The organism is Anaerobacillus alkaliphilus, assembly GCF_004116265.1.
GTDB lineage: Bacteria > Bacillota > Bacilli > Bacillales > Anaerobacillaceae > Anaerobacillus > Anaerobacillus alkaliphilus.
On record NZ_QOUX01000001.1, the window covers coordinates 24306 to 50899 of the forward strand.

Here is a 26594-nt window from a genome sequence, read left to right on the forward strand (position 1 = left end):
AAATGAATCTAGAGAGAAATATTTTAGGAGGGTTTTACTTTGAGTAATTACTTTTACAAGCGAGTTTTCCTAGTTGTTATGGACTCTGTAGGAATTGGTGAAGCGCCAGATGCCGAAAAATTTGGTGATGTTGGTGCTCATACTTTAGGACATATTGCAGAGAAAATGAATGGCTTACATATGCCACACATGGCGAAATTAGGTTTGAGTAACATAGAAGAAATTAAAGGGATTGAAAAAGTGAATAACCCCCTTGCTCATTATGGGAAAATGGCTGAAGCATCAAATGGAAAAGACACAATGACAGGTCATTGGGAAATTATGGGACTTAACATCGAAACTCCGTTTAGAACTTTTCCTGACGGGTTTCCACCAGTACTAATCAAAATATTAGAAGAGCGAACAGGAAGAAAGATCATCGGAAATATACCTGCATCTGGTACTGAAATCTTGGATATGTTAGGTCAGGAACATGTTGAAACTGGAGCACTAATTGTATATACCTCAGCAGATTCAGTTCTGCAAATTGCAGCTCATGAAGATATCGTTCCACTTGAAGAACTGTATAAGATTTGTAAAGTTGCTAGGGAGTTAACACTTGATGAAAAGTATATGGTTGGTCGTATCATTGCACGTCCATTTATTGGTCAAGAGGGGTCTTGGCAACGAACTACAAACCGCCATGACTATGCATTAAAACCGTTTAGTCGTACAGTAATGAACGAACTACAAGATATGGGGTATGACTCAATTGCGATTGGGAAAATTTCCGATATTTTTGATAATGAAGGTATTACTAAATCTTTACGTACAATTTCGAATATGGATGGCATGGATAAGTTACTGGAAACCGTGGACATGGATTTCACGGGTTTAAGCTTTTTAAATTTAGTAGATTTTGATGCACTATTTGGGCATCGACGTGACCCAGTTGGATATGGGAAGGCTTTAGAAGAATATGATGCAAGATTACCTGAAGTACTAGAAAAATTAAAAGATGATGATCTATTAATTATTACTGCTGATCATGGGAATGACCCTGTTCATGCGGGGACTGATCACACTAGAGAATATGTACCACTGCTTGTATATGAAAAAGGAATTAAAAAAGCACAACAACTAGGAATTAGGAGTACATTTGCAGACATTGGTGCTACAATTGCTGATAATTTTAATGTGCAAGCCCCGAAATATGGGGAGAGTTTCTTACAAGAGTTAAGAAAGGGACGTGAGTAAAATGAATAATACGATAAAATTTTTAAAGAAGACAGTGACAGTGCAACCTGAAATCGGCTTAATTTTAGGTTCTGGTTTAGGAGTATTAGCAGAGGAAATCGAAAATCCAGTCAAAATACCTTATGACGAAATTCCAGGCTTTCCTGTTTCGACAGTAGAAGGTCATGCAGGTCAGTTGGTTATTGGTACACTACAGGGTAAGCAAGTCATTACGATGCAAGGTAGATTTCATTACTATGAGGGTTATTCACTAGAAAGGGTAACCTTTCCAATCCGTGTGATGAAAGAACTTGGTGTAAAAAGTTTAATTGTTACAAATGCAGCAGGTGGTATTAATGAAACTTTTACTCCTGGTGATTTAATGATCATTACCGATCACATAAATAACTTTGGCGATAACCCACTAATAGGGCCAAATGATCCGGCTCAAGGTGTTCGTTTTCCAGATATGTCCACTGCCTATAATAAAAAACTTGTTAAACTAGCAAAAGAAGTAGCACATACATTAGAAATTCCAGTGAAGGAAGGTGTTTACGTAGGTAACACCGGTCCGTCATATGAAACTCCAGCAGAAATTAGAATGCTCCGCTTTTTTGGTGGAGATGCGGTTGGAATGTCAACTGTACCAGAGGTAATTGTGGCAAAGCATTGTGACTTAGAAGTTCTAGGGATTTCGTGTATCTCCAACATGGCTGCTGGGATATTGGATCAACCACTCACACATGAAGAAGTAATTGAAACAACAGAAATGGTAAGAGCTAACTTCTTGAGCTTTGTGAAAGAGATAGTTAAAGAGATGAACTAAGAGGAGCGGCAGAAAAGATGAATCAATTATTGGAAAAGGCAAGGGAAACAGCTCGTTTTATTGAAGAACAGATAACATTAATGCCTACCATTGGTTTGATCCTTGGGTCAGGTTTAGGTGAATTAGCCGATGAAATTGAGGAGAGTGTGGCAATTGCTTATGAAGATATACTCAACTTTCCAGTCTCTACGGTCGAGGGACATGCAGGGAAACTTGTCATAGGTAAGCTAAATGGCAAAAATGTGATTGCGATGCAAGGAAGATTTCACTTCTATGAAGGATATTCAATGCAAGAGGTAACCTTCCCTGTTCGCGTGATGAAATTGCTAGGAGTAGAAACCATTATTGTAACGAATGCATGTGGGGGCATGAATCCTGAATTTGCACCCGGAGATTTAATGGTTATTACTGATCACATTAACATGACAGCAGCAAATCCGCTGATTGGAACAAACGAAAGTGAATTTGGTCCGAGGTTTCCCGATATGAGTTCTGCTTACACTCGTGAATTTATTCCTACTATTAAAGAAGTAGCAAGTAATTTAGGTATTTCATTACAAGAAGGTGTTTATGTTAGTGTTTCTGGTCCTACTTATATGTCCGCTGCTGAATTAATTATGCTACGGAAAATTGGTGGTGATGTCGTTGGGATGTCGACAGTACCTGAAGTCATTGTAGCAAGACACATGGGAATGAAAGTCTTGGGCATTAGTTGTATTACCGATATGGCTATCGGAGAAGCTTTAGAAGGTATCACCCACGAACAGGTTGTCGAAGTAGCGAACCGTACGAAACCAAAGTTTATCCAGTTAATTAAAAAAACCTTAATGAAAATGTAAATTTTGACTTGAATTGTTTAAGCAATGCATCGAAGCTCTAACATAGAAGATAATTCATAATTCATAATTCACAATTAAAGAAGTGTAGGTGAGAGCATGAGAATGGTTGATTTAATAGAAAAGAAGCGGGATGGGTTGGAATTAACAAAGGAAGAGATAGAGTTTATTATTAATGGTTATACTTCAGATACAATTCCAGACTATCAGATGAGTGCTTTTGCTATGGCTGTATTTTTTCAGGATATGACGGCTCATGAACGAGCTGCCCTAACGATGGCGATGGTTCAGTCTGGGGATCAAATCGATTTGTCGGCAATCGATGGTATCAAGGTAGACAAACACAGTACTGGAGGAGTTGGGGATACAACAACTCTCGTTTTGGGCCCTCTAGTTGCAAGTGTTGGAGTACCAGTTGCGAAAATGAGTGGTCGTGGTTTAGGTCATACCGGCGGAACCATTGACAAATTAGAAGCAGTTAGTGGCTTCTCCGTTGAAATAACAAACCAGCAATTTATTGATCTCGTTAATAAAAATAAACTTGCTGTTGTTGGTCAAAGTGGAAATTTAACACCTGCTGACAAAAAGCTTTATGCTCTAAGAGATGTGACTGCAACAGTTAATTCAATTCCACTTATAGCAAGTTCAATCATGAGTAAGAAAATTGCTTCAGGAGCAAATGCAATTGTTTTAGATGTGAAAACTGGTGCAGGGGCATTTATGAAAGAGTTAACTCAAGCAGAAGAGTTGGCAAAAGCAATGGTTGATATCGGTAACAATTTAGGGCGAAATACCATGGCAGTTATCTCAGATATGAGTCAACCATTAGGCTTTGCAATAGGGAATGCTCTTGAAGTTAAGGAAGCAATTGACACTCTAAGAGGAAATGGTCCTGAAGACTTAAAAGAACTTTGCTTAGCATTAGGTAGTCAAATGGTGTTACTTGCAGGCAAAACGAGTACTGTAGAACAAGCTAGGATCTTACTTGAGGAAGCTATTGTTTCAGGGAAGGCACTGGAAACGTTAAAAACGTTCTTACAGGATCAGGGAGGAGATCCCACTGTTGTTGATGATGTAACAAAACTGCCAACTGCCAAATACCAAATTGAAGTACCAGCTTGGGATACAGGCTATATAGGGCAAATAGTTGCAGATAAAATTGGAGTAGCTGCGATGCTTCTAGGAGCAGGGCGAGCAACGAAGGAATCAACGATAGATTTAGCTGTAGGAATTGAGTTAAGAAAAAAAGTTGGTGATTTTGTCAACACAGGTGAAACATTAGTGACCATTCACACTAATGAGGAAAATGTCGCAGAAGTCACGAAGATCATTAATGACTCATATACAATAGCTTCTGAAAGAGTAGAAATACCTCCGCTTATCTATAAGGAAATTAAATAATTATCAAAGATGTCTGTAGCCTCTAGGCTAACTGGCATCTTTTTTTGTTTTACCTACCTATAACTATTTTTTCCATTAGCTGTATAAAAAAGTTGGAAGTGGAAAAAATGCTAGAGAATAGAATGGAGGGATAGTTTATGAGGGGATTTTTTATCCGTTTTTTAGCAATTACACTATTATTATCAACTTTTCAGGCTACAGCTTTAGCAGAAGAAGGTAAAGTACAATTAGCAAAAGAATCTTCATCAGCTATACTAATGGAAAGAGATACAGGTACGATTTTATTTAAAAAAAATAGTAACGAAAAACTTCCACCTGCTAGTATGACAAAAATTATGACTATGCTATTGATTATGGAAGCTCTCGATCAAGGGAAAATTACCTTGGACGAAAAAGTACGTACTAGTGAAAGAGCTGCTTCAATGGGAGGATCACAAATTTTCCTCGAAGTAGGCGAAGAAATGACGGTAGATGAAATGCTGAAAGGAATTGCCATTGCCTCTGGTAATGATGCCTCAGTTGCGATGGCTGAACACTTAGGCGGTTCCGAAGAAAACTTCATTGCAATGATGAATGAAAAAGCAAAGTCATTAGGGTTAACGAATACAAATTTTATGAATTCAAACGGGTTACCAGCTGAAAATCATTATACGACTGCCTATGACCTAGCCATTATATCAAAAGAGCTTCTAAAGTACGAGAATATCTTAGGGTACACGAGTTTGTATGAAGATTACTTACGACAAGACACTGATAAAAAGTTCTGGCTAGTTAACACGAATAAGCTAGTAAAGTTTTATCCTGGTGTTGATGGGTTAAAAACTGGTTATACACGAGAAGCTAAATATTGCCTAACAGTAACCGCAAAGAAAAATGATATGCGTGTGATTGCGATTGTAATGGGTGCTCAAACACCTAAGGATCGTAACCGTCAAATAACAGAAATGTTGGATTATGCTTTTAGTCAATATATGACTCATAAATTATATGACAGAGGACATGTTATGACTACTTCAAAAATCAGTAAAGGTCAAAAGCCAACGGTTGATGTTGTTACATCTGAAAGTGTATCTGTTTTAACGAAGAAGGGCGAAAATATTGATAATGTTGAAGAAATCATTAACATTGACAAGGATTTAAAGGCACCTATTAAAAAAGGTGACCAACTTGGAACACTTCGCATTGAAAAAGAAGGAACGCTGTTAGTAGAGGTTCCTCTAGTTGCCAATGATGATGTTGGTGTTGCTTCATGGTGGCAATTATTTAAGCGCACAACTGCTAAATTTGGTGGAAAATCATAAGGGAAGCTAGGTGGGGAATTTCCCCACCTTCCTTCTATCTTTTTGTCAAATCTTATTTGGATCTCTAATTTATATTGACGAATATTCACTAGTTTTGTCATGAGGCAGGATTGAAGCTCACTTTTATCGAAAACCTTTTACACAACAGATCATGTTGTAGCAGAAAAGTTATCTTTGAATGAGGAGTGAGTGAACGTGAGCTTGACCATTAACTTGGAGAAAAAAGATACGATACTTTGTGTAAGACTTGATGGTGAACTTGATCATCATACAAGTGAAATGCTTCGAAATGAAGTTGATGAACAATTACAAAAAGGTAAATATAAGCATTTAGTTTTGAATTTAGAGAACTTAACATTCATGGATAGTTCGGGATTAGGCGTTATCTTAGGTAGATACAAACAAATCATGAACAATGGTGGGGAAATGGTGATTTGTTCAATTACACCTCCAATCAAACGATTAATGGATATGTCAGGTTTATTTAAGATTATTAGATTAGCTGACAATGAACAGTTTGCGTTGGAAACGTTGGGGGTGGCGTAAATGAGAAATTTCATGGAACTACAATTTTCAGCCCAAAGTAAGAACGAATCTTTTGCTCGTGTCACAGTTGGAGCTTTTGTAGCACAGTTAGACCCGACTATGGATGAGTTAACCGAAATCAAAACGGTTGTTTCTGAGGCAGTTACTAACTCTATTATTCATGGTTATGATAATAATCCAGAAGGAATTGTGTATATATCAGTTACTTTAGAAAATGACATTGTACAAATTTTAATTAAAGACGAAGGTATTGGTATAGACAACATCGATGAAGCAAGACAACCATTGTATACAACCAAACCAGAGTTAGAAAGATCTGGCATGGGTTTTACGATTATGGAAAACTTTATGGATGATATAAAAGTTGTTTCAAATCCATTAGTAGGAACAACAGTTCATTTAACAAAGCTTCTATCAAAAAGTAAAGCTTTATGCAATTAAGGGGTTCTGCTTATGGATGTGGAGGTTAAAAACGAGAAGAAGGAAACATACTTAACGGATAAGGAAGTAAAAGAGCTTATTGCTAGAAGTCAAGAAGGCGATCAGGATGCTAGGGATACCATTGTTAATCGAAATACGAGATTAGTTTGGTCTGTTGTCCAGCGTTTTTTGAATAGGGGTTATGAGCCAGAAGATTTATTTCAAATTGGCTGCATTGGTTTAATTAAATCTGTAGACAAGTTTGATTTATCCTATGATGTGAAATTTTCTACGTATGCTGTACCAATGATTATTGGAGAAATACAGAGGTTTTTACGAGATGATGGAACCGTAAAAGTGAGCCGCTCGTTAAAGGAAACTGCGAACAAAATTCGTAAGATGAAGGACGAGTTATCGAAAACTCTAGGTCGTGTTCCAACTATTGCTGAAATAGCTGAGAAGCTGGAGATTTCTCCTGAGGAAGTTGTGTTTGCTCAAGAGGCAAGTCGAAGTCTTTCATCCATTCATGAAACTGTTTATGAAAATGATGGTGACCCGATAACCCTTTTAGACCAAATTGCAGATCAGTCAGAGCATAAATGGTTTGATAAGATCGCCTTGAAAGAAGCGATCCGTCATTTAAATGATCGTGAGCGCCTCATTGTTTACCTTCGTTATTATAAGGACCAAACTCAATCAGAGGTTGCAGAGCGGTTAGGTATATCACAAGTTCAAGTTTCAAGATTAGAAAAGAAAATATTGCAGGCAATAAAAGACCAAATGGAAGTTTAGCCATTTGGTCTTTTTTTTGATTTACTACGAACTAGCTTTCCTCTACTTTCGTGTGCATGATTACCAAAAATACATCCATACTATAAAAATAACACATATAGTCCAACTTCTTACTATTAAGGAGGGGAACAAAATGAACGAAGGAATTATTTACATTCGGATGCGTCACCGTGTTGAAGCGACTAAATCCCAAAATATTAAAATTGGGGATGTAGCTCAAATAGTAGCAGAAAACGGAGTACGAGAATTGGTCGGTAATATTTCTATTCATCAAGTAAAGCCTGAGGATAAAAAGCTAATCGTAATTGATGTTATGAAGGTAATTAAAGCGATACGTTTGGCTTATCCAAACTTTGATGTGCAAACAATAGGAGCAGCACAATCAATCATCGAGGTTTACTTTAAGACTAATTTTAAACCATTATTTTTTGTGGGAGTTTGGTTATTGCTATTTATTGGTGCTGGACTTGCCGTTATGAATTTTCATGAGGATGTAAGTATGCAAGAAGTTCATCAAAAGTTATACGCAATTATTACTGGTGAAGAAAACCCTAAACCCTTACTTTTGCAAATTCCCTATTCTATTGGTCTAGGCTTAGGGATGATCCTGTTTTTTAACCATCTCTTTAAAAAGAGAATCAATGAAGAACCAAGTCCTTTGGAAGTAGAAATGTTTAATTATCAACAAGCATTAGATCAATATGTATCCATTCATGAAAATACAGAAAGTGAAACCAAAATCAATGATAGGTAATTTCCTAGTTGTCATTGTTATTGGTCTAGGTGGTGGACTAGCAGTAGGAAGCGGGCTTGTTGCATTCCTCACTGTTTTAGGTATAGTGCCTAGGTTGACTCAATTAACGAAGACTAAAAATTATATAAAGCTATATGAATGGGGAGTAGTTTTAGGTGCACTGACCGGTTCATGGTTTAGTTTAACGGTGCCTTTATTTGATTTGCCACATTTTTTATTAGTAATTATCGGCTTATTTTCAGGAATTTTTGTTGGGATGTTAGCAGCGGCATTAACTGAAGTTTTAAATGTCTTTCCTATTCTAGCCAAACGGTTAGGTGTAGCTGACAAAATTATCTATTTACTTATGGCGATTGTATTTGGCAAGATATTCGGCTCTCTATTTCATTGGATCTATTTCGTAGACAAATAAGAAGGGGATATTTATGGATGAAAAGCAACTAGAAAAAAATAAAAAAAAATACAAAAAAGCTATCGAACCTTTTCAACCAAAGCCTCCTTATTTTAAAAATTGTATTAAGGCATTTATGGTTGGAGGATTTGTTTGTGCGTTAGGACAAGGTATTGCTAATATCTATATTCATTATTTAGATCTTACCGAAAGAACGGTGGCTAGTGCCATGATCGGAACGTTAATATTTATTGCAGCAATTCTCACTGCTTTAGGTATTTATGATCGAATTGGGCAATTTGCTGGGGCTGGATCAATTGGAACTGTTACAGGCTTCTCAAACGCAATTGCAAGTAGTGCCCTAGAACATAAAAGTGAAGGGATTGTTCTAGGAATCGCCGGAAACATGTTTAAAATTGCTGGTGCTGTTATCGTATTTGGGGTTGTCTCAGCTTATATAGTTAGCATGATTCGTTTACTTGTACAAACACTAATTTCTTGATACAGGAGGGAATCAAATGGGCAAGCAAACGATGGTTTTTAAAGATGATATATATATCAACCAAATCGCCACTGTAGTTGGTCCAAAAGAAGGAGAAGGTCCGCTCAAAAATAGTTTTGATAAGTCCTATGATGAATTATATTGTGGAGAGTCTTCTTGGGAGTTAGCTGAGCGTAAATTAATGTCTGAAAGTATTGATATTTGTTTACAAAAAGCAAATAAAAAACCAGAAGAAATAGACTATTTTCTTGGTGGTGATCTTTTAAATCAAAATATAACTGCAAGCTATGTAGCTAGAGATAAAGAAATACCTTTTTTTGGCCTATTTAATGCTTGCTCAACTTCCATGGAGTCAATTATTCTTGCAGCTGTTTTATTAGAAAGTGGACATGCTGAGCATGTGATGACATCAGTAAGTAGTCATTTTTCAACGGCAGAGCGCCAATTTCGTTATCCAACTGAATTTGGAGGGCAAAAACCCGAGACAGCCATGTATACCGTAACGGGGGCAGGATCTGCATATCTAAGTAAAAAAACATCCAATATAAAGGTAGAGGCTGCTACTGTTGGAAAAGTTGTAGATTATGGTATAGTCAGTCCATTTGATATGGGCTCAGCAATGGCACCGGCAGCAGCTCACACAATCGAAACCCATTTAAGAGAGTTAAATCGTCGTCCAGAAGATTACGATGCAATCGTTACCGGGGATTTGTCTAGAATAGGAACACCAATTTTAAAGAGTTTGCTATTAGAACAAGACATTGATATTTCAAAGGTTCATCAAGATTGTGGTGTATTAGTTTATAGCACGGATCAAAAGGTTTTTTCAGGTGGTAGTGGTTGTGCATGTTCTGCCGTCGTTACGTATGGTCATTTATTCAGTGAATTAAAACGTGGAACATTTAAGAGAATATTGGTTGTTGCAACAGGTGCTCTATTAAATCCAACCATGGTGCAACAAAAAGAGTCCATTCCATGCATTGCTCATGGTGTATCTTTTGAGTATGTTGAGTAACCAAAGAAAGAAATGGGGGTGAGCAAAATGGAGTACGTTGTTGCCTTTACTGTAGGAGGCATAATTTGTGTCTTTGGCCAATTACTTTTAGATTTTTTTAAGTTTTCTCCTGCCCATGTCATGAGTTCTTTAGTTATTGTAGGTGCATTATTAGATGGATTTCATTTGTACGACCGCCTTATTGACTTTGCGGGTGCTGGAGCAATTGTACCTATCACCAGTTTTGGCCATTCTCTTGTGCATGGGGCAATGGCAGAAGCTCAAAGATCAGGATTTTTAGGGATTGGTATGGGGATATTTGAAGTGACATCAGCGGGTATATCATCAGCTATTCTCTTTGGATTTTTAGTAGCAGTATTCTTTAAACCGAAAGGATGAAACCATGGAACCTAAAAAAAGAGTCATATTAATTACCGATGGTGACGAGTCTGCCAAACAAGCCGTTGAAGTTGTTGCAAAGGAAATTGGCGGTCGTTGCATTTCAAGTTCATGGGGAAATCCTAGTCGATTATCAGGTGAAGAACTTGTTAAGTTAATAAAAAAAACGCCTCATGATCCCATTTTAGTTATGTTCGATGATTGTGGTTTTACAGAGGAAGGTCCAGGAGAAGAAGCGATGCGCTATGTGGCAACGCATAATGATTTAAATATTATTGGTGCAATTGCTGTAGCCTCGAGAACTCATCACAGTGAATGGACAAGGGTGGACGTAAGTATTGATCGTAATGGCCATTTGACTGAATATGGGGTTGATAAATATGGTCTGCCAGATATTGAGTTAGGAAGAATTAATGGTGACACAGTCTACATTCTAGACCAGTTATCGATTCCTTTTATTGTAGGTATTGGGGATATTGGGAAGATGGCAGGGAAAGATGAAGTGGAGAAAGGAGCGCCAATAACTAAAAAAGCTGTTGAATTAATTTTAGAAAGGAGCGAGTAACAGTGTCTAATGAAATCGTTGAAGAAAATAAAGTAGAAAAAACAAAGCAAGCTGTATCTGTTAAACTGGTCGAAAATGAAAAATACTTAAAAGAAAGATTAGGCATCGGGACTACGTTTGATATTGGTGTAAGAAAAATGACAGTTTTAGAAAGGGATATACAAATTTACTTTCTAAATGGATTAGTTGATAGCCAGTTTGTCATTATGATGCTAAAAGATCTCATGTTTTTAAATGCCGAAGAAAAACAGAAGACTCGACTCAAAGATAAAATAGAAAACAGTTTATCTCATGTGCAAGTTCAGAAGGTAAAGACATTAGATGAAGCATCTGACCAATTGTTAGCAGGACTAATTATTATCTTAATGGAAGATGAGTCAGAGGCAATCCTTGTAGATGTGAGGAGTTATCCAGGGAGAGGTCCAGATGAACCTGATACTGAGCGGGTTGTTCGTGGGGCAAGAGACGGCTTTACAGAAAATTTAATTGTAAATACAGCATTAACAAGACGAAGAATTAAAGATGAACGCTTACGGCATGAAATTCTTCAGGTCGGGACTCGTTCCAAAACAGATATTTGTGTTGCGTACATAAAGGATGTCGCTGATCATACCTATGTTGATCAAGTAAAAAAAGAATTAGAGGCCATTGATATAGATGGGATATCTATGGCAGATAAAGTTGTTGAGGAATTCATTGTAAAACAAGGCCTAAATCCCTTTCCATTAGTTCGTTATACAGAAAGACCCGATGTAACTGCTAGCCATCTCCTTGAGGGGCATGTAGTTGTCTATGTTGATACTTCTCCTAGTGTAATTATCTTACCAACAACATTTTTCCACCACGTTCAGCACGCGGAGGAATTCCGTCAAGCGCCAATAGTAGGTACGTTTTTACGATGGGTCCGTTATTTTGGGATGATTTTTGCCCTACTAATCTTACCTTTATGGTTATTAATGGTTATGGAGCCTGCTCTATTACCACAAGCTTTAGAGTTTATTGGACCCGATGAAACAACGAATGTACCCGTATTTGCGCAAATTGTAATTGCTGAAGTGGGGATAGAACTTCTGAGGATGGCGGCCATTCATACCCCATCACCTCTTGCGACAGCGCTTGGTTTAGTTGCCGCTCTGCTAATAGGTGAGATAGCCATAAATGTTGGTCTATTTATCCCTGAAGTAATTCTCTATGTTGCCTTAGGAGCCATTGGAACGTTTGCTACACCGAGTTATGAGTTAGGGATTGCGCTTAAGTTGTCCCGAATAGCTTTACTATTAGCTGTATTTCTCTTTAAAGTACCAGGCTTTATGATTGGTTGTACAGTTCTATTACTATTCATGGTTTCAATAAAACCGATGAATACACCATATATGTGGCCATTTATTCCTTTCTACCCACGAGCTCTAGCAGATATTGTATTCAGGCTTGCTGTGCCATTAAAAAGGAAAAGACCACAAATTGTTAACCCTCAAAACCCTCATAAACAATCCGCGAACTAACATATTGCGATTGCGTGAGTTTTGTGTTAAAGTATAACGTAATTAATTTTATTATGATAATTTAATAATTCCTCATTGTTTAATGGGGTAGAGGCGCAAAACGAATGAGTAAACTGTGGAGCTTGGGAAGTGTTGAAGCAGTTAGAAAGGTCAATTTGCCGAAGTGAGAATGTGTTCCCCCATATTCTTGCTGGGTCGTTGTTGAATAAATAACGAACTGTCACTGTGTAGCAGTGGAGGACTACTTTTAATTTTGAGGTTACGTATATGCTTATATAAGGCGGAAAATGTAACTTACATTTCCGCCTTTTTGTATGTATAAGATATGCTAACTTGGAAATAAAGAAATCGAATTTTGAATTTAAGGTTCAATTATATTTTAAATTCAACATTCACATATGAGAGGAGTTTAGTGAATGTACAAACATGGCACGAGTAGAAGTAATGACTTAGGACATTTAGAAATAGGTGGAGTTGATACTGTTCAATTAAGAGAACAGTTTGGTACCCCATTATATGTCTATGATGTAGCTTTAATTAGGGAAAGAGCAAACAGCTTTTTACAGGCTTTTAAAAAACGTGGAATTAAAGCGCAAGTTGCATATGCAAGTAAAGCTTTTAGTTGTGTGGCAATGGTTCAGTTAGCTAAGGAACTAGATCTAAGTTTAGATGTCGTTTCTGGTGGCGAGTTACACACAGCTTTAGTAGCAGGATTTCCAGTAGAAAAAATTCATTTTCACGGCAATAATAAGAGTGTTTTTGAAATTGAAATGGCCGTTGAAGCAGGGATTGGTTGCTTTGTCGTTGATAATTTTTATGAGATTGAACTCTTACGAGAAGCCGCCAAAAAGTATCAAAAAACAGTTTCCGTATTACTGAGAATTACTCCAGGTGTTGAGGCACATACTCATGACTATATTTCAACAGGGCAAGAAGACTCTAAATTTGGTTTCGACTTAATTAGTGGGCAAGCTGAAGAAGCAATTGTCAGGGTTAGTGATGATGACGCGTTTGAAATGCTTGGTTTACATTGTCATATCGGATCTCAAATCTTTGAAACAACGGGTTTTACGATGGCAGTCGAAAAGATATTTTCTTACTTAGCTGAATGGAAAACTAAGTTGAACTACGTTCCAAAGGTAGTAAACTTAGGTGGGGGTTTTGGTATTCGTTATATAGAAGGTGATACACCACTTCCGGTTTCACAATATATCGATGCAACAATTGATGCAGTAGAAGAACAATCAGCTAAGTTAGGTATTGATATTCCCGAAATTTGGATTGAACCGGGCCGTTCCCTCGTTGGTGATGCTGGCACGACACTATATACAATTGGCTCAGAAAAAGAAATACCTGAAGTACGGCACTACTTATCAGTTGATGGTGGGATGACAGATAACCTTCGACCAGCGCTTTATCAAGCTAAGTACGAGGCGATGATTGCTAATCGTAGTAACGAAAGCAGCCAAGAAACATACTCAATTGCAGGAAAGTGTTGTGAAAGTGGGGATATGTTAATTTGGGATATCGCTTTACCGTTTGCGAAACATGGTGATTTGTTGGCAGTTTCTTGTACTGGTGCGTACGGATATTCAATGTCAAATAACTATAATCGGATACCGAGACCGGCAGTTGTTTTCGTAGAGAACGGTGATCCTACTCTAGTTGTAAAAAGAGAGACATATAAAGATATTGTCCAATTGGACCTACAGCTAAGTGGTAAAGGTTTGTCGAAATAGTATTTTTAGTTGAGGATAACATAAGTTAGTTGTGTTATCCTTTTATTATGTTCTCTTGTAGTTATATCAATATAATAAGAGGGGTAATAATTGGCTATTACTCTATTAATCTCCTAATGAAACTGTTCCCTTCATTTCGTTATGATAGATAAGAACAACGAGATGGAGGTACAGCATGAAAAAACTATTTACTTGTATTATGGCATTTCTAATGATTCCTATGGGTTCTGCATTAGCTAGTTCAACTACTACTGTTCAAGATTCAGTTATCCAAACTGGGATGAAATACCTTGGGGCACCTTATCAGTTTGGAGCAGCGGTTGGGGATACGACACGATTTGATTGTTCATCGTTTTCTGCACAAATTTTCGCTGAAAACGGAATAATCCTACCAAGAGTAAGTCGTGACCAAGCTAGAGTGGGTGTGGCAGTGAGTCGTACACAGTTACAAAAAGGCGATCTAGTATTCTACGATACAAATTTTGATGGTCAAATAAATCATCTAGGTGTATACATACAACCAGGACAAATGATCCATGCATCATCTAGTATTGGTGTTTCAATAACTGATCCGTTTTCTTCTTATTGGAATTCGCGTTTTGTAACTGCTAGAAGAGTGATTCCAGAACAACAGGTTACTATCGCTAGGCAAGCCCAAGATGGCGTGTATACTGTACGATCAGGAGATAGCCTCTCAGTAATTGCGAGAGATTTTGGGGTTACTGTAACACAAATTAGACAATGGAATAACCTAACAAGCGATGTTATTCAGATTGGTCAAAGACTATTTGTGACAGAAAGAACAGTTGTAACAACTCAAGTACAGCCGACTAATACCACTATTCATACTGTTCGTAGTGGAGATACACTTTGGTCAATTAGCCGACAATATGACGTAACTATTGATCAACTAATGACCTGGAATACTCTCTCGAATTCCGTTATTCATATTGGGCAATCCTTGCTAGTTTCGCAACCTCAGAATACTCAAACATATGTCGTTAAATCAGGTGACTCTCTTTGGAGAATCGCCACAAATCATAATGTTACTGTGGATCGTTTAATGGCGTTAAACAACTTGCAGTCAAGTGTCATTCATGTAGGGCAAGTATTACGAGTATCCTAAGAAGTCCCATTGAAGAGATGTTCCTTTCAAAAAAAGGAGCATCTTTTTTAGGTGTTCTGTTCAAACAACAGTCTCATTTGTAATTTAATCAATAAGTGTAGTAAAATAAATTGGATTAAACGTTACTTTTTACATAGAGTAGCTTAATTATTATTTTTTAAAGGAGGATACATATATGAAAAAGGGTAGTATTGCTTTTGAAAATGGAGAGAAGATTGTCATTGAGTTTTTTCCAGAAGAAGCACCTGGGACAGTAGAAAATTTTGAAAAGTTAGCAAATGAGGGCTTTTATAACGGCCTAACATTCCATCGTGTTATTCCTGGTTTTGTTGCTCAAGGTGGTTGTCCAACAGGAAATGGAACTGGTGGCCCAGGTTATACAATCAAATGTGAAACAGAAGGAAATCCTCATAAACATGGACGTGGATATCTTTCAATGGCACATGCTGGTCGCAACACTGGTGGAAGTCAATTCTTCATTTTGTTTGAAGCACAACCACACTTAGATGGTGTACATACTGTGTTTGGTCGAGTAATCGAAGGCATGGATGTTGTTGACCGTATTCGTCCTAACGATGTTATGAGCGAAGTTAAAGTTTGGGAAGAATAATTTAAGATCAAGAACTTAATGAATATTTCATTAGGTTCTTTTTTATACTGAAAAGACTTTCTACTAGACAAGAATGCTTCTTTTTGTGATATAATAAACAAAACAAATGAATAGTATCCTTCGGGGCAGGGTGAAATTCCCAACCGGCGGTGATGAAGCCTAGAGCTACTAAGCCCGTGACCCGGTTTACATTATGTAAAGCGGTGGATTTGGTGAAAAACCAAAGCCGACAGTATAGTCTGGATGGGAGAAGGATTAATGAAATAAGCAATGGGTGTAGTCTATATTTTTTTACCTATGGCTCTGCTTTAAAGAGTGGATTCGTAGTCTTAAAAAAAATAGATAAATACCTGTTTATTTGATTATGCTTTTTAACCCCCTTAGGATTATTGTATCTTTTGGGGGTTTTTATTATAGGCTCTTTTCGTAAACATTGCTCCTGCGGTTACTCGTCGCACAAAAAAAATGTTGCTTTTTACCCTACAATAATCGGAAAAATACCCTTGATGAAGATATCAGCCAATAAATTATGTAAGAAAAGAGCAATACTAACTAAATTAGTTGTTAATTCTTAGTATTTTGTGTAAAAATCCGGCTTTTGGGATTTTTACGAAAGCAACAAACTTTGCGAAAACAGCCTTATTATATTCTAAAAGGATTTGAATGAAATGAATGATCTATCCTATATGAGTCTTGCCCTAGACCTAGCACGAAATACATTGGGCCAAACCTCTCCTAATCCAGTTGTTGGATCAGTGGTCGTCAACAATGGTGAAATCGTCGGTATGGGTGCACATTTAAAAGCGGGTACTGAACATGCCGAGGTCCATGCTCTTACTATGGCAGGAAGTCGTGCAAAAGGAGGTACTATTTATGTTACGCTCGAACCGTGTAGTCACCATGGGAGAACACCTCCATGTGCAGATTTAATTATTGAGAGAGGTATTAAGCGAGTCGTCATTGCATGTCTTGACCCTAATCCTTTAGTTTCAGGCAAAGGTGTAGAAAAACTTAAAAAAGCAAACATTGAGGTAGAAATAGGCGTACATGAAGCACTTGCTCTGGAATTGAACAAAGTTTTCTTTCATCACATTAAAACTAAGAAACCTTTTGTAACATTAAAGACAGCAACAAGCCTTGACGGGAAGATTGCTACTTCTACTGGAGAGAGTAAATGGATTACTGGGCCAATCGCTAGGGAGGACGTACACCAATTACGTCACGAACATGACGGTATATTAGTTGGTGTGGGAACTGTTTTAGCTGATAATCCTTCGTTAACGACAAGAAGATCAGTAGGTGGAAAAAACCCTATCCGAATTATTTTAGATCATTACTTGCGCACCCCTTTAAATGCCAATGTGGTTACAGATAAAATTGCTGAGACTTGGATTGTTACAACGGATCTTGCATCAACAGAAAAACGGTCAGAACTAGAAAGAATGAATGTGAAAGTGCTTACACTTCATGAGCAGCGGATTAAGATCGAGGAATTACTTACTTTGCTAGGGAAAATGGGGGTTACTTCATTATTTGTTGAGGGTGGTAGTAGCGTTAACGATAGTTTCTTGAGATCCCGTTACATTAATGAAGTAATTACGTATATAGCTCCTAAGTTGATTGGTGGAAAAGATGCCCCTACTTCATTTTCGGGAATTGGTCATCCTTCCATGACTGATGTTTTACAGCTTTCTATTAAGGAAGTAAAGCAACTAGGGGATGATTTAAAAATTGTTTCTGTTCCAAAGGGGGAATAATATGTTTACAGGAATTATTGAAGAAATTGGGACAATTGAACAAATAAAACAAACAGGGGATGCAATTGTTATGACCATTGCATCAAAGAAGGTATTAGAGGATGTTCATCTTGGAGATAGTATTGCTGTTAATGGTGTTTGCTTAACAGTAACATCATTTGATAAAACTAGATTTACTGTTGATTTAATGCCTGAAACAGTCAGGAATACAAGCCTTAGACAACTAAAGCGAGGTTCAAAGGTAAATCTTGAAAGGGCCATGGCTGCAGGTGGCCGCTTTGGAGGACATTTTGTTTCAGGGCATGTAGATGGAATTGGCGAGATCGTTAGAAAACAACCTCAGGATAATGCTGTCTATTATGAAATAAAAATATCTGAACAACTTAGAAGATACATTATCTTAAAAGGTTCCATTGCTATTGATGGCACAAGTCTAACTGTTTTTGCTGTAACAGATGATACATTTACGATTTCAATTATTCCACATACACTCTCAGAAACGATTATTGGCTCTAAAGGTTCAGGAGATATTGTCAATATTGAATGTGATATGGTTGGAAAATATATTGAACAATTTATTAACCAAAGATTTAAACCAGGTAAAAAGGGGTCATCTCTATCGGCCAGTTTTCTAGAAGAACATGGCTTTAAATAAAAGGCTCTTTTCGTAAACATTGCTCCTGCGGTTACTCGTCGCAGAAAAAATCTTTGCTCCCTGCGGTTAATCGTCGCACAAAAAAATGTCCAATAAATTATGTAAGAAAAGAGCAATACTTCCTAAATTAGTTGTGAATTCTTAGTATTTTGTGTAAAAATCCGGCTTTTGGGATTTTTACGAAAGCAACAAACTTTGCGAAAACAGCCAAATAAAGATAATGCTTTGAGGGGAAGTAAAAAGAGGAGGGAATTAAATGTTTGATCCAATTGAAGAAGCAATTTATGAGTTAATGCAAGGGGGAATCGTCATTGTTTGCGATGATGAGGACCGAGAAAATGAAGGAGATTTTGTTGCATTAGCTGAGAAGGCTACACCTGAAGTGATTAATTTTATGATCAAGTATGGTAGAGGCCTAGTTTGTACACCAATTACTGAAGAACGAGCGAAACAGTTAGATTTGATGCCGATGGTTGACCATAACACAGATCCACATGGTACGGCGTTTACAATTAGTGTCGATTACAAGACAACGACGACTGGAATATCTGCACATGAACGCTCAGCTACAATTCTAGCTCTTATTGATGAACAAGCAAAAGGAACAGATTTTAAACGACCAGGTCATATTTTCCCACTTGTAGCAAAAGACGGTGGTGTTTTAAGACGTGCTGGTCATACTGAGGCCGCTGTAGATTTAGCAAGACTCTCAGGGGCAAAGCCTGCTGGTGTCATCTGTGAAATTATTAATGAGGATGGGACAATGGCAAGAGTTCCTGATCTGCGAAAAATCGCTGATGAACATGAGTTGAAAATGATTACGATTAAGGATCTAATTCAATATCGAAATCGTAAAGATAAGCTTGTTACACGTGAAGTTGAAATTACGTTACCGACTGAATATGGTACGTTTAAAGCAATAGGTTTTTCAAATGTTATTGATGGGAAAGAAAACATTGCATTAGTTAAAGGTGATATTTCGCCTGAAGAACCAGTGTTAGTTCGAGTCCACTCAGAGTGTTTAACAGGAGATGTGTTTGCGTCATTTCGCTGTGACTGTGGACCACAATTACATTCTGCACTTTCACAAATTGAAAAAGAAGGAAAAGGAATTCTTCTCTATATGCGTCAAGAAGGTAGAGGCATTGGCCTTTTAAATAAAATGAAGGCCTATAAACTTCAAGAAGAGGGTTATGATACGGTGGAGGCTAACGAGAAACTAGGCTTTGCACCTGACCTCCGTGATTATGGAATTGGTGCCCAAATTTTACGTGATCTAGGCGTTAGACAAATGAAACTATTAACAAACAACCCAAGAAAGATAAAAGGATTAAAAGGTTATGAGCTTGAGGTAGTTGAAAGAGTTCCGTTACAATTGCCACATAATCTCGATAATGAAAAATACCTACGGGCCAAACAACAAAAGCTAGGTCATATGCTACACTTTTAAGAAGATTTATTAATTATTCGAACAAATATAAAAAATGTTGGAGGAGAATACACACATGAGTAATATTTTTGAAGGACATTTAGTTGGAACAGGATTAAAAGTTGGAATTGTAGTAGGAAGATTTAATGAGTTTATCACTAGTAAATTATTAGGTGGGGCACAGGATGCATTAAAACGCCATGGAGTCAATGAAGCAGATATCGACGTTGCTTGGGTTCCGGGAGCTTTTGAAATACCGTTAATCGCAAAAAAAATGGCTAGTTCCAAAAAGTACGATGCTGTCATTACATTAGGAACAGTTATCCGTGGATCTACTCCGCACTTTGATTATGTTTGTAGTGAGGTTGCAAAAGGTGTTGCTTCAATTAGCTTACAACATGAGGTGCCAGTAATCTTTGGAGTTCTAACAACGGATACAATTGAACAAGCAATTGAACGAGCTGGTACAAAAGCTGGAAACAAAGGATGGGAAGCAGCAGCAGGTGCCATTGAAATGGCTAATCTTACTAAGTCGTTTGAATAAATGAATTATAAGGAAGGGGATTGAGCGAATCAATTCCCTTCCTTTTTAGCATTCATTCGTTTCTTTAGCTGATATTCACGTTCGGCAATAATTTCCGTGCGATCCCTTAATTTATGTTTATGAATAATGTCGCTACTAATTAGTCCAATTTCTTTACCCCAAGTTGATCCTTTTTCTTGGGATATTTCTCTACATTTTTCTATAAGTTCTTGGCTATTGATAGGGATATTTATCGGAGTATAAGGTTGTTTATTGGTAATCTGACTAAGTTTTTTTCTCAGTTTTACCAACAGTGCTTCAATGTCTATACCTAATTGAATGCTCTGTTTTCTTTCCATCTCCAGGATGGTAACTGCTTGACTTAATTGTTTTTTTGCACCTGGAAAATTATTTCTGCGGTGGTGGTACATTGCTACAGCAAGTTGAATATAACCGACCCACAGTTTATTCTGTTGCCCTTCCTCCTTCCAATGTTCCTCCAGCACTTCATGACATTCAAAATAATCGCGAAATGTATGGAAGTAGGTTAAATATTCGATAAATGGTCGAGGAGCCATAGAATTCCACCTTTCAATAGTTATAAAAAAAACAGTTAGAATAGACAGTTACGTTTTTAAAAAATATGATATAATTTCATATTGGTTGATAACATTTTATACCCTTAATAATAAATGAAGCAAATGATTGAGAACATATTTGTTCTTGAAAAGTATGAGAAAATGGTGGAATGATGGCTCAATATAATGTGAAATTAGAGGCCTTTGAAGGGCCGTTGGATTTATTGCTACATTTAATTAATAAAGCTGAAGTAGATATTTATGATATCCCTGTTGCAAAAATAACCGATCAGTATATGAATTATATCCATACTATGCAAAGGCTAGAATTAGATGTCGCTAGTGAGTATTTAGTGATGGCAGCAACCCTTCTTGCGATAAAAAGTAAAATGCTGCTACCAAAACAAGAGGTTGAACTTTTTGATGAAAATAGTGAGTATTTAGAAGAAGATGATCCTAGGGAAGAATTAATTACTCGTTTAATTGAGTATCGTAGATATAAGGAAGCTGCAGAAACCTTAAAAGAACGTGAGAAAGATCGAGGTCTCATTTATAGTAAGTTGCCAAGTGACCTTACTCCATATTTTGATGAAGTCAAAAATGAGCCACAAAAGTTAAATGCCACTTTATATGATATGTTAGATGCATTTGATCAATTATTAAAAAGAAAGTCTTTAAAAATTCCTAAACAAACGAGAATTCAAAGAGAAGATTTTCCGTTAGAAAAAAGAATGGAAGAAATTATTGATAAAATTAACCAGAACGACGGAAGAACTTCCTTTTTTCAATTATTTGAGTATGAAGAACGTGGACAATTGATTGTTACCTTTTTAGCTATACTAGAATTAATGAAGGCTAAAAAGATAATTTGTACTCAAGAAACCAATTTTACGGATATTTCTGTTCGTCGTTGGGAGGGTGAACATGTTGACAGATAGTCAAGAAACGAAAGCAATTATAGAAGGTCTTCTCTTTATTTCCGGTGAAGAAGGGATTGATGAGAAGCAAATTGCTGAAGTTTTACAAATGGAGGTAATTTGGGTAAGGGACATAATGAATGAACTTATTGAAGAGTATAACCATCCAGCAAAGGGGCTTCAAATTGTTCAGTTAGCAGGAGTTTATCAATTTACTACAAAACAGGAACATGCTCATTATTTTAAACGTCTTATCAATTCACCAAGTACAGCGACTTTATCACAAGCAGCCTTGGAAACCCTTGCAATTGTAGCTTATAAGCAACCAATTACTCGTGCTGAGATAGAAGAAATTAGAGGGGTTAAATCAGAACGGCCTTTGCAAACATTAATAGCGAAGCTTTTAATTAAAGAAGTTGGCAGGGCTGAAGGCACTGGTAGAGCAATTCTTTATGGAACCACAAAAGGGTTCTTAGACCATTTCGGCTTAAAAACAATACAAGAACTTCCGCCGCTTCCAGAAAAAGAAGCTGAGATTGAAGAAGCAGACCTATTTTTCGAAAGATTTCAACAAGAATTAATGGAGAATGGCGAAAAATAGTAAAAGAAAAGTTAAATTCTTTTACAAAAACGTCACAGCTTGCACCAATTTTATCGTATAATAGTGTATACACCGTAATAGTTGTGAGGAAGTTCATTGTATCTTTCCTCCAAAATGAAAATCTAGGGGGATCATTATGGGTGATAGCCTTGTAAAAGGACAAATTACATTAGCGTATGAAACGCTTAGTAAAATTAGTAAGACAGTTAGTGATTTTCTTAATGAAACAACTGTAACCAATTTAAAAGCTGAGAAAGATGAGAACAAAGAAGGTTACTATGCTGATCTACTTGTTTCTTTAAGACGAATTAATGTTTTCTGTGACGAGGGAAAAAACTCTTGTGAAGTGATACTAAGCGGCAATACGTTTAGAAAAGCAGCTGCAGAAAAAACTCTGTTTTGGATTTATCATAACTGCGTGGAAGAGTTTTTTAATCCAAGAATAGAAAATTGGTATGAAGATAGCCGCGCTGCTTACACTGGAAAAAATGCGATTAAGTTCGCAAATGAAGTACCAGAATCACTTAAGCAGATGGTTGCAAGTATAGAAGGACCGTTTCAAACCATTCGTGAGGAACTTGAATATTATGAAACGGACTATCAAACGAAAGTAATACAAACAAAATAAATAACTTAGAGGATGACGAGTTACGTCATCCTCTATTTATTGTTTAATCTATAATACGTGGTTTTGTAGGATTGCAATCGGGTTGTTTCACTTCTTGCGTACTTTCAGCTAGTTTTGTTAGATAATAACATTCTTCTCTAGCCATATGATCTGCCATTAAAGCACTAAAAGTACTTAGGGAAATATTTTGCATCTCCATATGTTGCAATTCATCTAGAAATGTTTTAAAAATAATTATTTCTAACTCGACTTGATTATTAAACCTAACCAGGGCAGGGAAGGTATCTACATTTGCCCTAAGATATCCAGCTAATTCAACGGCTTTTATATAAAAATGCTCGAACTTCTTCGTAAAAGCTTCGCCTGTTTCTCGAAGTTGTTTCTCAACTAGATCTAAAGACCCTACAATCGCATCGGAATGTCCTGCAGCATCCAAAAGCCACACTAAATGATGGTGAAGGGGATGAGATAAGGGAGGGACTTGGCCGGCGATTAGAAAGGGAAGAATGCGTAAGTATTCGTCAACCTCATTTACCATATGATTGAGAAATGTTGGTGGTAAGTCAATTGAAATATCTCCAACTAGATGTTGCTTAATGATATCTAACTTAAATTCCCGAATTGCCTTAGCGTATTCAAGGGCTTGATTGTTTAGCCGATTTAAATGAACTTCTGTTATCCCTTGTCTTGACTCTGCTAATAAATGGTCAAATACATCTATAAAAGTTTCTGCTTTTGTTATTTCTTCAGTTTCTTTTGGTGAAAGTGCATCGAGAATAAATCTTCCATGGTCCCCTAATACTTGCAGCCAAAATTGATGTTCAAATAAAGCTACTTCGCTATAACTTTTCACATATACTTCCCCCTTTTTAAGGTCATTAACTGTTACTCTAATTTACATTCTATGATGTGTTGTTAAATTCATGTAACGAAATTACTTTGGATAGGCACGATTAAAGGGAACTAGCATAAAGTAAGCCTAGGTGAAAAACTCTTTAGGTGGTGGAGAAAAATGGATTATACCCTAAAAAAGCAATATATTGATGAGTTATTGAATTGGGCAAGACAAGTAAAGGACAATGTAAGAGGTAGCACTATCCAAGAAAAGTTAATAAATTTTGAGGATAGCTTACTGAGTGTTCATGATCTCTCAGTATCAATTCCTGGTGAGGAAATCTCTCGGTTATCTGAAAGAGCCAATGAACTTTATCAAGAGCTTAACAGACACCTAATAGATGACAATTGTGCAATGCAAAGGAAAGAGGTCTCAAAAAGAGTTCCGATTGGCCAGCACAAGTTACCACCACTTCCTTATGCCTATAACGCACTTCAACCTTATATTGATGAAGAGATTATGAGGCTACACCATGCTGAGCATCACAAAAGCTATGTCGATGGATTAAATAAAGCAGAAAAAGAGATGGAGAAAGCTCGTAAAAATGATGATTTCGATTTATTAAAGCACTGGGAAAGGGAAGCAGCTTTTCATGGGGCTGGTCATTACTTACACACTATATTCTGGAATGTGATGAGCCCAAAGGGTGGTGGTACACCTAAAGGCAGCTTAGCAGAGCAAATAAATCTTGATTTTGGAAGCTTCGATCTCTTTAAAAAGCACTTTTCAAATGCAGCTAAAAAAGTTGAGGCTGTTGGCTGGGCAATTTTAGTTTGGGCACCGAGAGCAGGCCGGTTAGAGATCTTACAAGCAGAAAAACATCAAAACTTAAGTCAGTGGGATGTCATTCCAATTCTACCTTTGGATGTTTGGGAGCACGCTTATTACTTACAATATAAAAATAAACGGGATTTATATGTAGATAACTGGTGGAATGTTGTCAATTGGGATCATGTTAGTAGTCGGTTTGAGAAAGCTCAAAAAGTGAAATGGGAAACATATTAAAAGGAAAGGGCCATTGCCCTTTCCTCTTTCTGCTTCATTCATTTGCTTCGAACAAACCAAGAATATAAGCTTTTAAATCAACGATTCGTAACTTTTCAGGATTTTTTTCGGTTCCAGCTATAATTAATGATGCCAATGTATCATTGGCATGTATACCACCGTGTTCCCCGCCACCTTCATGTACTGGAGCCCCTTCAGAGTAAAATTGATAGCTAGGCTTAGCTGCTAAAATGAGAGTAGGGATATCATGACTATATAATGCAGACTGTAATTGATTTAATACATCAGGGTACTCCTCGTATTTAAGTTGATTTTTCTCAATTTTTATAGCGGCTATTCTTTCATCACCTTCAATATCCCACCCCTGATCATACCTATCACGATACGTATTACCAGGTCGAAAACGGAAGCTAGAGTTGTAGTTTGGAGAAAGAACATGAATCCATTCCCCATCGACCCAGCTTGCGATGGCGATGCGATCATCTATCATGGCAATCTCGGCTAATTCACTTAAAGAATTTTGGTTATTTGGCGCATAGACATAGGACATCCGGTGATTATTTGCAAAAGCAATTTCATAATCACTAACTTTCTCACCTAAGGGTGCGATTGACATTCCCTCATAAAGTTCTTCTAAATCAATGGTTAATTCGACATCGTTATCGAGCAACTTATCTTGGCCATGGTCACCCATTACAATAAAAATATTCTCCTCTAATGCTTGTTCCCAGCTATCATAGCTGTTTAGAAGTTCTTGGAAGAATGTTTCAGCTCGTTCAAAGCCCTTTAGGTATTGGATACTATGCTCATGAGCCTCCCTGTCGAAGTCTGGTAGGAATATCGTTAAAAAGTCAGGTTGTTCGCCAGCTTCTATTAATGCTTTAGTAGCTTCAACTGAGTATTCATCATTTAAACCTAATTTTCGAAAGATTGACTCCGGTAGTTTTTTATCCTTCAATGCCTGTGGTTTAACTAATTGTCCAAAAGCCAAGAGATCTGGTCCATTCGTTTGCATTGATTCAGGTAAATCCAGTGTCTCCTGAATATAAGGTGGAATATAGACAGGGTGTGATTTGTGTCCTCGATACATAATAAAGTTAACAGATCCCGTTGTGAAACCTTTTGCGTGCAATTCCTCATGAATCGTAGGTATGTTTGGGTTAAGATGAGTATTATTTAAATGATACAATGAATCCTCGAACGACTGCTTTGGTGTGAGCTTTAACGTTTTTTCAATTGAAGTACCATAATCAATATACCGGTCTTCGTCTACCTTATACCAGTTGAGGCCTGGAATTCGATGTTCGTCTGCCATTTTTCCTGTTAATAACGTGCTTTCAATTACTACAGACATAGACGGAAACGGAGCGACTAAATCTTTGTAATACTGGCCATTTTCCATCAAAAATTGTAAACCTGGAATTGACCCTTTTTCCTTCGTTTTATCAATAACTGAACCAGTCATTGAATCAATCATAACTAGGATAACTTTTTTTTGAGGGTCTTTATCCGCTTTCTCGAGCCCCTTGATGGATGCGTTGTTCTCGGGAGGTTGTTGACATGCGCTCAACAACAAACTAAATATGAATATCAAAGCGAAGAATTTCTTCATGATTAAAACTCCTTTTAAAAAAATTTCCTAAATACAAAAGGGGAAATGATGTTTTTAGTGTAAACAATTATTGTG

General features: G+C 37.1%; 29 protein-coding genes and 2 riboswitches. Of the genes, 26 read left to right on the top strand and 3 right to left on the bottom strand.

Going from position 1 to position 26594, the window contains the following annotated elements; translation table 11 throughout:
- Nucleotides 1-39 precede the first annotated feature (39 nt).
- From deoB to ribH, 22 genes are all read left to right on the top strand, one after another.
- On the top strand, nucleotides 40-1236 hold the full coding sequence (gene deoB / locus DS745_RS00135; protein ID WP_129076178.1) for a phosphopentomutase: 1197 nt from the start codon (nucleotides 40-42) through the stop codon (nucleotides 1234-1236).
- Nucleotide 1237: 1 nt separating this feature from the next.
- Nucleotides 1238-2041, top strand: coding sequence for a purine-nucleoside phosphorylase (locus tag DS745_RS00140; protein WP_129076179.1), 804 nt, complete (start codon nucleotides 1238-1240; stop codon nucleotides 2039-2041).
- 17 nt (nucleotides 2042-2058) lie between these two features.
- Nucleotides 2059-2880 carry a purine-nucleoside phosphorylase gene (locus DS745_RS00145; RefSeq protein WP_129076180.1) on the top strand — a complete coding sequence of 274 codons (822 nt, stop codon included), beginning with the start codon at nucleotides 2059-2061 and terminating at the stop codon, nucleotides 2878-2880.
- 96 nt (nucleotides 2881-2976) lie between these two features.
- Nucleotides 2977-4278, top strand: a complete 1302-nt coding sequence (locus tag DS745_RS00150) for a pyrimidine-nucleoside phosphorylase (RefSeq protein WP_129076181.1) — start codon at nucleotides 2977-2979, stop codon at nucleotides 4276-4278.
- Between the two features lie 137 nt (nucleotides 4279-4415).
- Nucleotides 4416-5579, top strand: coding sequence for a D-alanyl-D-alanine carboxypeptidase family protein (locus DS745_RS00155; protein ID WP_129076182.1), 1164 nt, complete (start codon nucleotides 4416-4418; stop codon nucleotides 5577-5579).
- 195 nt (nucleotides 5580-5774) lie between these two features.
- Nucleotides 5775-6125, top strand: a complete 351-nt coding sequence (gene spoIIAA, locus DS745_RS00160) for an anti-sigma F factor antagonist (protein WP_129076183.1) — start codon at nucleotides 5775-5777, stop codon at nucleotides 6123-6125.
- Nucleotides 6126-6566, top strand: a complete 441-nt coding sequence (spoIIAB, locus tag DS745_RS00165) for an anti-sigma F factor (protein WP_129076184.1) — start codon at nucleotides 6126-6128, stop codon at nucleotides 6564-6566. It begins immediately after the preceding gene.
- Nucleotides 6567-6578: 12 nt separating this feature from the next.
- Complete coding sequence (sigF, locus tag DS745_RS00170; RefSeq protein WP_129076185.1) at nucleotides 6579-7337, top strand: RNA polymerase sporulation sigma factor SigF; 759 nt, start codon at nucleotides 6579-6581, stop codon at nucleotides 7335-7337.
- 133 nt (nucleotides 7338-7470) lie between these two features.
- Nucleotides 7471-8091, top strand: coding sequence for a stage V sporulation protein AA (locus DS745_RS00175; RefSeq protein ID WP_129076186.1), 621 nt, complete (start codon nucleotides 7471-7473; stop codon nucleotides 8089-8091).
- Complete coding sequence (locus tag DS745_RS00180) at nucleotides 8081-8503, top strand: stage V sporulation protein AB (protein ID WP_129076187.1); 423 nt, start codon at nucleotides 8081-8083, stop codon at nucleotides 8501-8503. Before DS745_RS00175 ends, DS745_RS00180 begins: the two co-directional genes overlap by 11 nt.
- Nucleotides 8504-8516: 13 nt before the next feature.
- The gene (gene spoVAC / locus DS745_RS00185; RefSeq protein ID WP_129076188.1) at nucleotides 8517-8984 is read left to right on the top strand and encodes a stage V sporulation protein AC; all 468 of its coding nucleotides are present in this window, start codon (nucleotides 8517-8519) and stop codon (nucleotides 8982-8984) included.
- A gap of 16 nt (nucleotides 8985-9000) precedes the next feature.
- Nucleotides 9001-9999, top strand: a complete 999-nt coding sequence (gene spoVAD / locus DS745_RS00190) for a stage V sporulation protein AD (protein ID WP_129076189.1) — start codon at nucleotides 9001-9003, stop codon at nucleotides 9997-9999.
- Nucleotides 10000-10026: 27 nt separating this feature from the next.
- The gene (spoVAE, locus tag DS745_RS00195) at nucleotides 10027-10377 is read left to right on the top strand and encodes a stage V sporulation protein AE (RefSeq protein ID WP_129076190.1); all 351 of its coding nucleotides are present in this window, start codon (nucleotides 10027-10029) and stop codon (nucleotides 10375-10377) included.
- Between the two features lie 4 nt (nucleotides 10378-10381).
- Nucleotides 10382-10942, top strand: coding sequence for a stage V sporulation protein SpoVABEA (gene spoVAEA, locus DS745_RS00200; RefSeq protein WP_129076191.1), 561 nt, complete (start codon nucleotides 10382-10384; stop codon nucleotides 10940-10942).
- Nucleotides 10943-10944: 2 nt separating this feature from the next.
- Complete coding sequence (locus tag DS745_RS00205) at nucleotides 10945-12444, top strand: spore germination protein (protein WP_277750890.1); 1500 nt, start codon at nucleotides 10945-10947, stop codon at nucleotides 12442-12444.
- Nucleotides 12445-12524: 80 nt separating this feature from the next.
- Nucleotides 12525-12696, top strand: a riboswitch (Lysine riboswitch).
- 164 nt (nucleotides 12697-12860) lie between these two features.
- Nucleotides 12861-14183 (top strand): diaminopimelate decarboxylase, encoded by a 1323-nt coding sequence (lysA, locus tag DS745_RS00210; RefSeq protein WP_129076192.1) that lies wholly within the window; start codon nucleotides 12861-12863, stop codon nucleotides 14181-14183.
- 175 nt (nucleotides 14184-14358) lie between these two features.
- Nucleotides 14359-15309 carry a LysM peptidoglycan-binding domain-containing protein gene (locus DS745_RS00215; RefSeq protein WP_129076193.1) on the top strand — a complete coding sequence of 317 codons (951 nt, stop codon included), beginning with the start codon at nucleotides 14359-14361 and terminating at the stop codon, nucleotides 15307-15309.
- Nucleotides 15310-15484: 175 nt separating this feature from the next.
- Entirely contained in the window at nucleotides 15485-15919 is a 435-nt protein-coding gene (locus DS745_RS00220; RefSeq protein WP_129076194.1) for a peptidylprolyl isomerase, read from the top strand.
- Between the two features lie 112 nt (nucleotides 15920-16031).
- Nucleotides 16032-16178: riboswitch (FMN riboswitch) on the top strand.
- Nucleotides 16179-16587: 409 nt separating this feature from the next.
- Nucleotides 16588-17676, top strand: a complete 1089-nt coding sequence (ribD, locus tag DS745_RS00225; RefSeq protein WP_129076195.1) for a bifunctional diaminohydroxyphosphoribosylaminopyrimidine deaminase/5-amino-6-(5-phosphoribosylamino)uracil reductase RibD — start codon at nucleotides 16588-16590, stop codon at nucleotides 17674-17676.
- A gap of 1 nt (nucleotide 17677) precedes the next feature.
- Nucleotides 17678-18331 (top strand): riboflavin synthase, encoded by a 654-nt coding sequence (ribE, locus tag DS745_RS00230; RefSeq protein WP_129076196.1) that lies wholly within the window; start codon nucleotides 17678-17680, stop codon nucleotides 18329-18331.
- A 256-nt stretch (nucleotides 18332-18587) separates the two neighbouring features.
- The gene (locus tag DS745_RS00235) at nucleotides 18588-19781 is read left to right on the top strand and encodes a bifunctional 3,4-dihydroxy-2-butanone-4-phosphate synthase/GTP cyclohydrolase II (RefSeq protein WP_129076197.1); all 1194 of its coding nucleotides are present in this window, start codon (nucleotides 18588-18590) and stop codon (nucleotides 19779-19781) included.
- Between the two features lie 55 nt (nucleotides 19782-19836).
- On the top strand, nucleotides 19837-20304 hold the full coding sequence (ribH, locus tag DS745_RS00240; RefSeq protein WP_129076198.1) for a 6,7-dimethyl-8-ribityllumazine synthase: 468 nt from the start codon (nucleotides 19837-19839) through the stop codon (nucleotides 20302-20304).
- Between the two features lie 29 nt (nucleotides 20305-20333).
- On the opposite strand, the gene DS745_RS00245 is transcribed toward ribH, so the two are convergent.
- Nucleotides 20334-20861 carry a DUF309 domain-containing protein gene (locus tag DS745_RS00245; protein ID WP_129076199.1) on the bottom strand — a complete coding sequence of 176 codons (528 nt, stop codon included), beginning with the start codon at nucleotides 20859-20861 and terminating at the stop codon, nucleotides 20334-20336.
- Between the two features lie 173 nt (nucleotides 20862-21034).
- Between DS745_RS00245 and DS745_RS00250 the strand changes: the two genes are divergently transcribed.
- The 3 genes from DS745_RS00250 (at nucleotide 21035) to DS745_RS00260 (ending at nucleotide 23007) form a co-directional block, all read left to right on the top strand.
- On the top strand, nucleotides 21035-21799 hold the full coding sequence (locus DS745_RS00250) for a segregation/condensation protein A (RefSeq protein WP_129076200.1): 765 nt from the start codon (nucleotides 21035-21037) through the stop codon (nucleotides 21797-21799).
- Complete coding sequence (scpB, locus tag DS745_RS00255) at nucleotides 21786-22379, top strand: SMC-Scp complex subunit ScpB (RefSeq protein WP_129076201.1); 594 nt, start codon at nucleotides 21786-21788, stop codon at nucleotides 22377-22379. Before DS745_RS00250 ends, scpB begins: the two co-directional genes overlap by 14 nt.
- A gap of 136 nt (nucleotides 22380-22515) precedes the next feature.
- Nucleotides 22516-23007, top strand: a complete 492-nt coding sequence (locus tag DS745_RS00260; RefSeq protein ID WP_129076202.1) for a DUF3907 family protein — start codon at nucleotides 22516-22518, stop codon at nucleotides 23005-23007.
- A gap of 43 nt (nucleotides 23008-23050) precedes the next feature.
- Here the strand turns inward: DS745_RS00260 and DS745_RS00265 are convergent, their stop codons facing one another.
- Nucleotides 23051-23860, bottom strand: coding sequence for a DUF2935 domain-containing protein (locus tag DS745_RS00265; RefSeq protein WP_129076203.1), 810 nt, complete (start codon nucleotides 23858-23860; stop codon nucleotides 23051-23053).
- A gap of 159 nt (nucleotides 23861-24019) precedes the next feature.
- Between DS745_RS00265 and DS745_RS00270 the strand changes: the two genes are divergently transcribed.
- Entirely contained in the window at nucleotides 24020-24907 is an 888-nt protein-coding gene (locus DS745_RS00270; protein ID WP_129076204.1) for a superoxide dismutase, read from the top strand.
- 34 nt (nucleotides 24908-24941) lie between these two features.
- Here DS745_RS00270 and DS745_RS00275 read toward each other — a convergent pair whose 3' ends face one another.
- Nucleotides 24942-26519, bottom strand: coding sequence for an alkaline phosphatase family protein (locus DS745_RS00275; RefSeq protein ID WP_129076205.1), 1578 nt, complete (start codon nucleotides 26517-26519; stop codon nucleotides 24942-24944).
- Nucleotides 26520-26594: the final 75 nt, after the last annotated feature.

What these genes read in the sequence shown, in the direction of transcription:
- DS745_RS00140 (WP_129076179.1), top strand. Translation starts at nt 1,238, where the DNA reads ATGAATAATACGATAAAATTTTTAAAGAAGACAGTGACAGTGCAACCT.
- DS745_RS00145 (WP_129076180.1), top strand. Translation starts at nt 2,059, where the DNA reads ATGAATCAATTATTGGAAAAGGCAAGGGAAACAGCTCGTTTTATTGAA.
- DS745_RS00150 (WP_129076181.1), top strand. Translation starts at nt 2,977, where the DNA reads ATGAGAATGGTTGATTTAATAGAAAAGAAGCGGGATGGGTTGGAATTA.
- DS745_RS00155 (WP_129076182.1), top strand. Translation starts at nt 4,416, where the DNA reads ATGAGGGGATTTTTTATCCGTTTTTTAGCAATTACACTATTATTATCA.
- spoIIAB (WP_129076184.1), top strand. Translation starts at nt 6,126, where the DNA reads ATGAGAAATTTCATGGAACTACAATTTTCAGCCCAAAGTAAGAACGAA.
- sigF (WP_129076185.1), top strand. Translation starts at nt 6,579, where the DNA reads ATGGATGTGGAGGTTAAAAACGAGAAGAAGGAAACATACTTAACGGAT.
- DS745_RS00175 (WP_129076186.1), top strand. Translation starts at nt 7,471, where the DNA reads ATGAACGAAGGAATTATTTACATTCGGATGCGTCACCGTGTTGAAGCG.
- DS745_RS00180 (WP_129076187.1), top strand. Translation starts at nt 8,081, where the DNA reads ATGATAGGTAATTTCCTAGTTGTCATTGTTATTGGTCTAGGTGGTGGA.
- spoVAC (WP_129076188.1), top strand. Translation starts at nt 8,517, where the DNA reads ATGGATGAAAAGCAACTAGAAAAAAATAAAAAAAAATACAAAAAAGCT.
- spoVAD (WP_129076189.1), top strand. Translation starts at nt 9,001, where the DNA reads ATGGGCAAGCAAACGATGGTTTTTAAAGATGATATATATATCAACCAA.
- spoVAE (WP_129076190.1), top strand. Translation starts at nt 10,027, where the DNA reads ATGGAGTACGTTGTTGCCTTTACTGTAGGAGGCATAATTTGTGTCTTT.
- spoVAEA (WP_129076191.1), top strand. Translation starts at nt 10,382, where the DNA reads ATGGAACCTAAAAAAAGAGTCATATTAATTACCGATGGTGACGAGTCT.
- lysA (WP_129076192.1), top strand. Translation starts at nt 12,861, where the DNA reads ATGTACAAACATGGCACGAGTAGAAGTAATGACTTAGGACATTTAGAA.
- DS745_RS00215 (WP_129076193.1), top strand. Translation starts at nt 14,359, where the DNA reads ATGAAAAAACTATTTACTTGTATTATGGCATTTCTAATGATTCCTATG.
- DS745_RS00220 (WP_129076194.1), top strand. Translation starts at nt 15,485, where the DNA reads ATGAAAAAGGGTAGTATTGCTTTTGAAAATGGAGAGAAGATTGTCATT.
- ribD (WP_129076195.1), top strand. Translation starts at nt 16,588, where the DNA reads ATGAATGATCTATCCTATATGAGTCTTGCCCTAGACCTAGCACGAAAT.
- ribE (WP_129076196.1), top strand. Translation starts at nt 17,678, where the DNA reads ATGTTTACAGGAATTATTGAAGAAATTGGGACAATTGAACAAATAAAA.
- DS745_RS00235 (WP_129076197.1), top strand. Translation starts at nt 18,588, where the DNA reads ATGTTTGATCCAATTGAAGAAGCAATTTATGAGTTAATGCAAGGGGGA.
- ribH (WP_129076198.1), top strand. Translation starts at nt 19,837, where the DNA reads ATGAGTAATATTTTTGAAGGACATTTAGTTGGAACAGGATTAAAAGTT.
- DS745_RS00245 (WP_129076199.1), bottom strand. Translation starts at nt 20,861, where the DNA reads ATGGCTCCTCGACCATTTATCGAATATTTAACCTACTTCCATACATTT.
- DS745_RS00250 (WP_129076200.1), top strand. Translation starts at nt 21,035, where the DNA reads ATGGCTCAATATAATGTGAAATTAGAGGCCTTTGAAGGGCCGTTGGAT.
- scpB (WP_129076201.1), top strand. Translation starts at nt 21,786, where the DNA reads ATGTTGACAGATAGTCAAGAAACGAAAGCAATTATAGAAGGTCTTCTC.
- DS745_RS00260 (WP_129076202.1), top strand. Translation starts at nt 22,516, where the DNA reads ATGGGTGATAGCCTTGTAAAAGGACAAATTACATTAGCGTATGAAACG.
- DS745_RS00270 (WP_129076204.1), top strand. Translation starts at nt 24,020, where the DNA reads ATGGATTATACCCTAAAAAAGCAATATATTGATGAGTTATTGAATTGG.
- DS745_RS00275 (WP_129076205.1), bottom strand. Translation starts at nt 26,519, where the DNA reads ATGAAGAAATTCTTCGCTTTGATATTCATATTTAGTTTGTTGTTGAGC.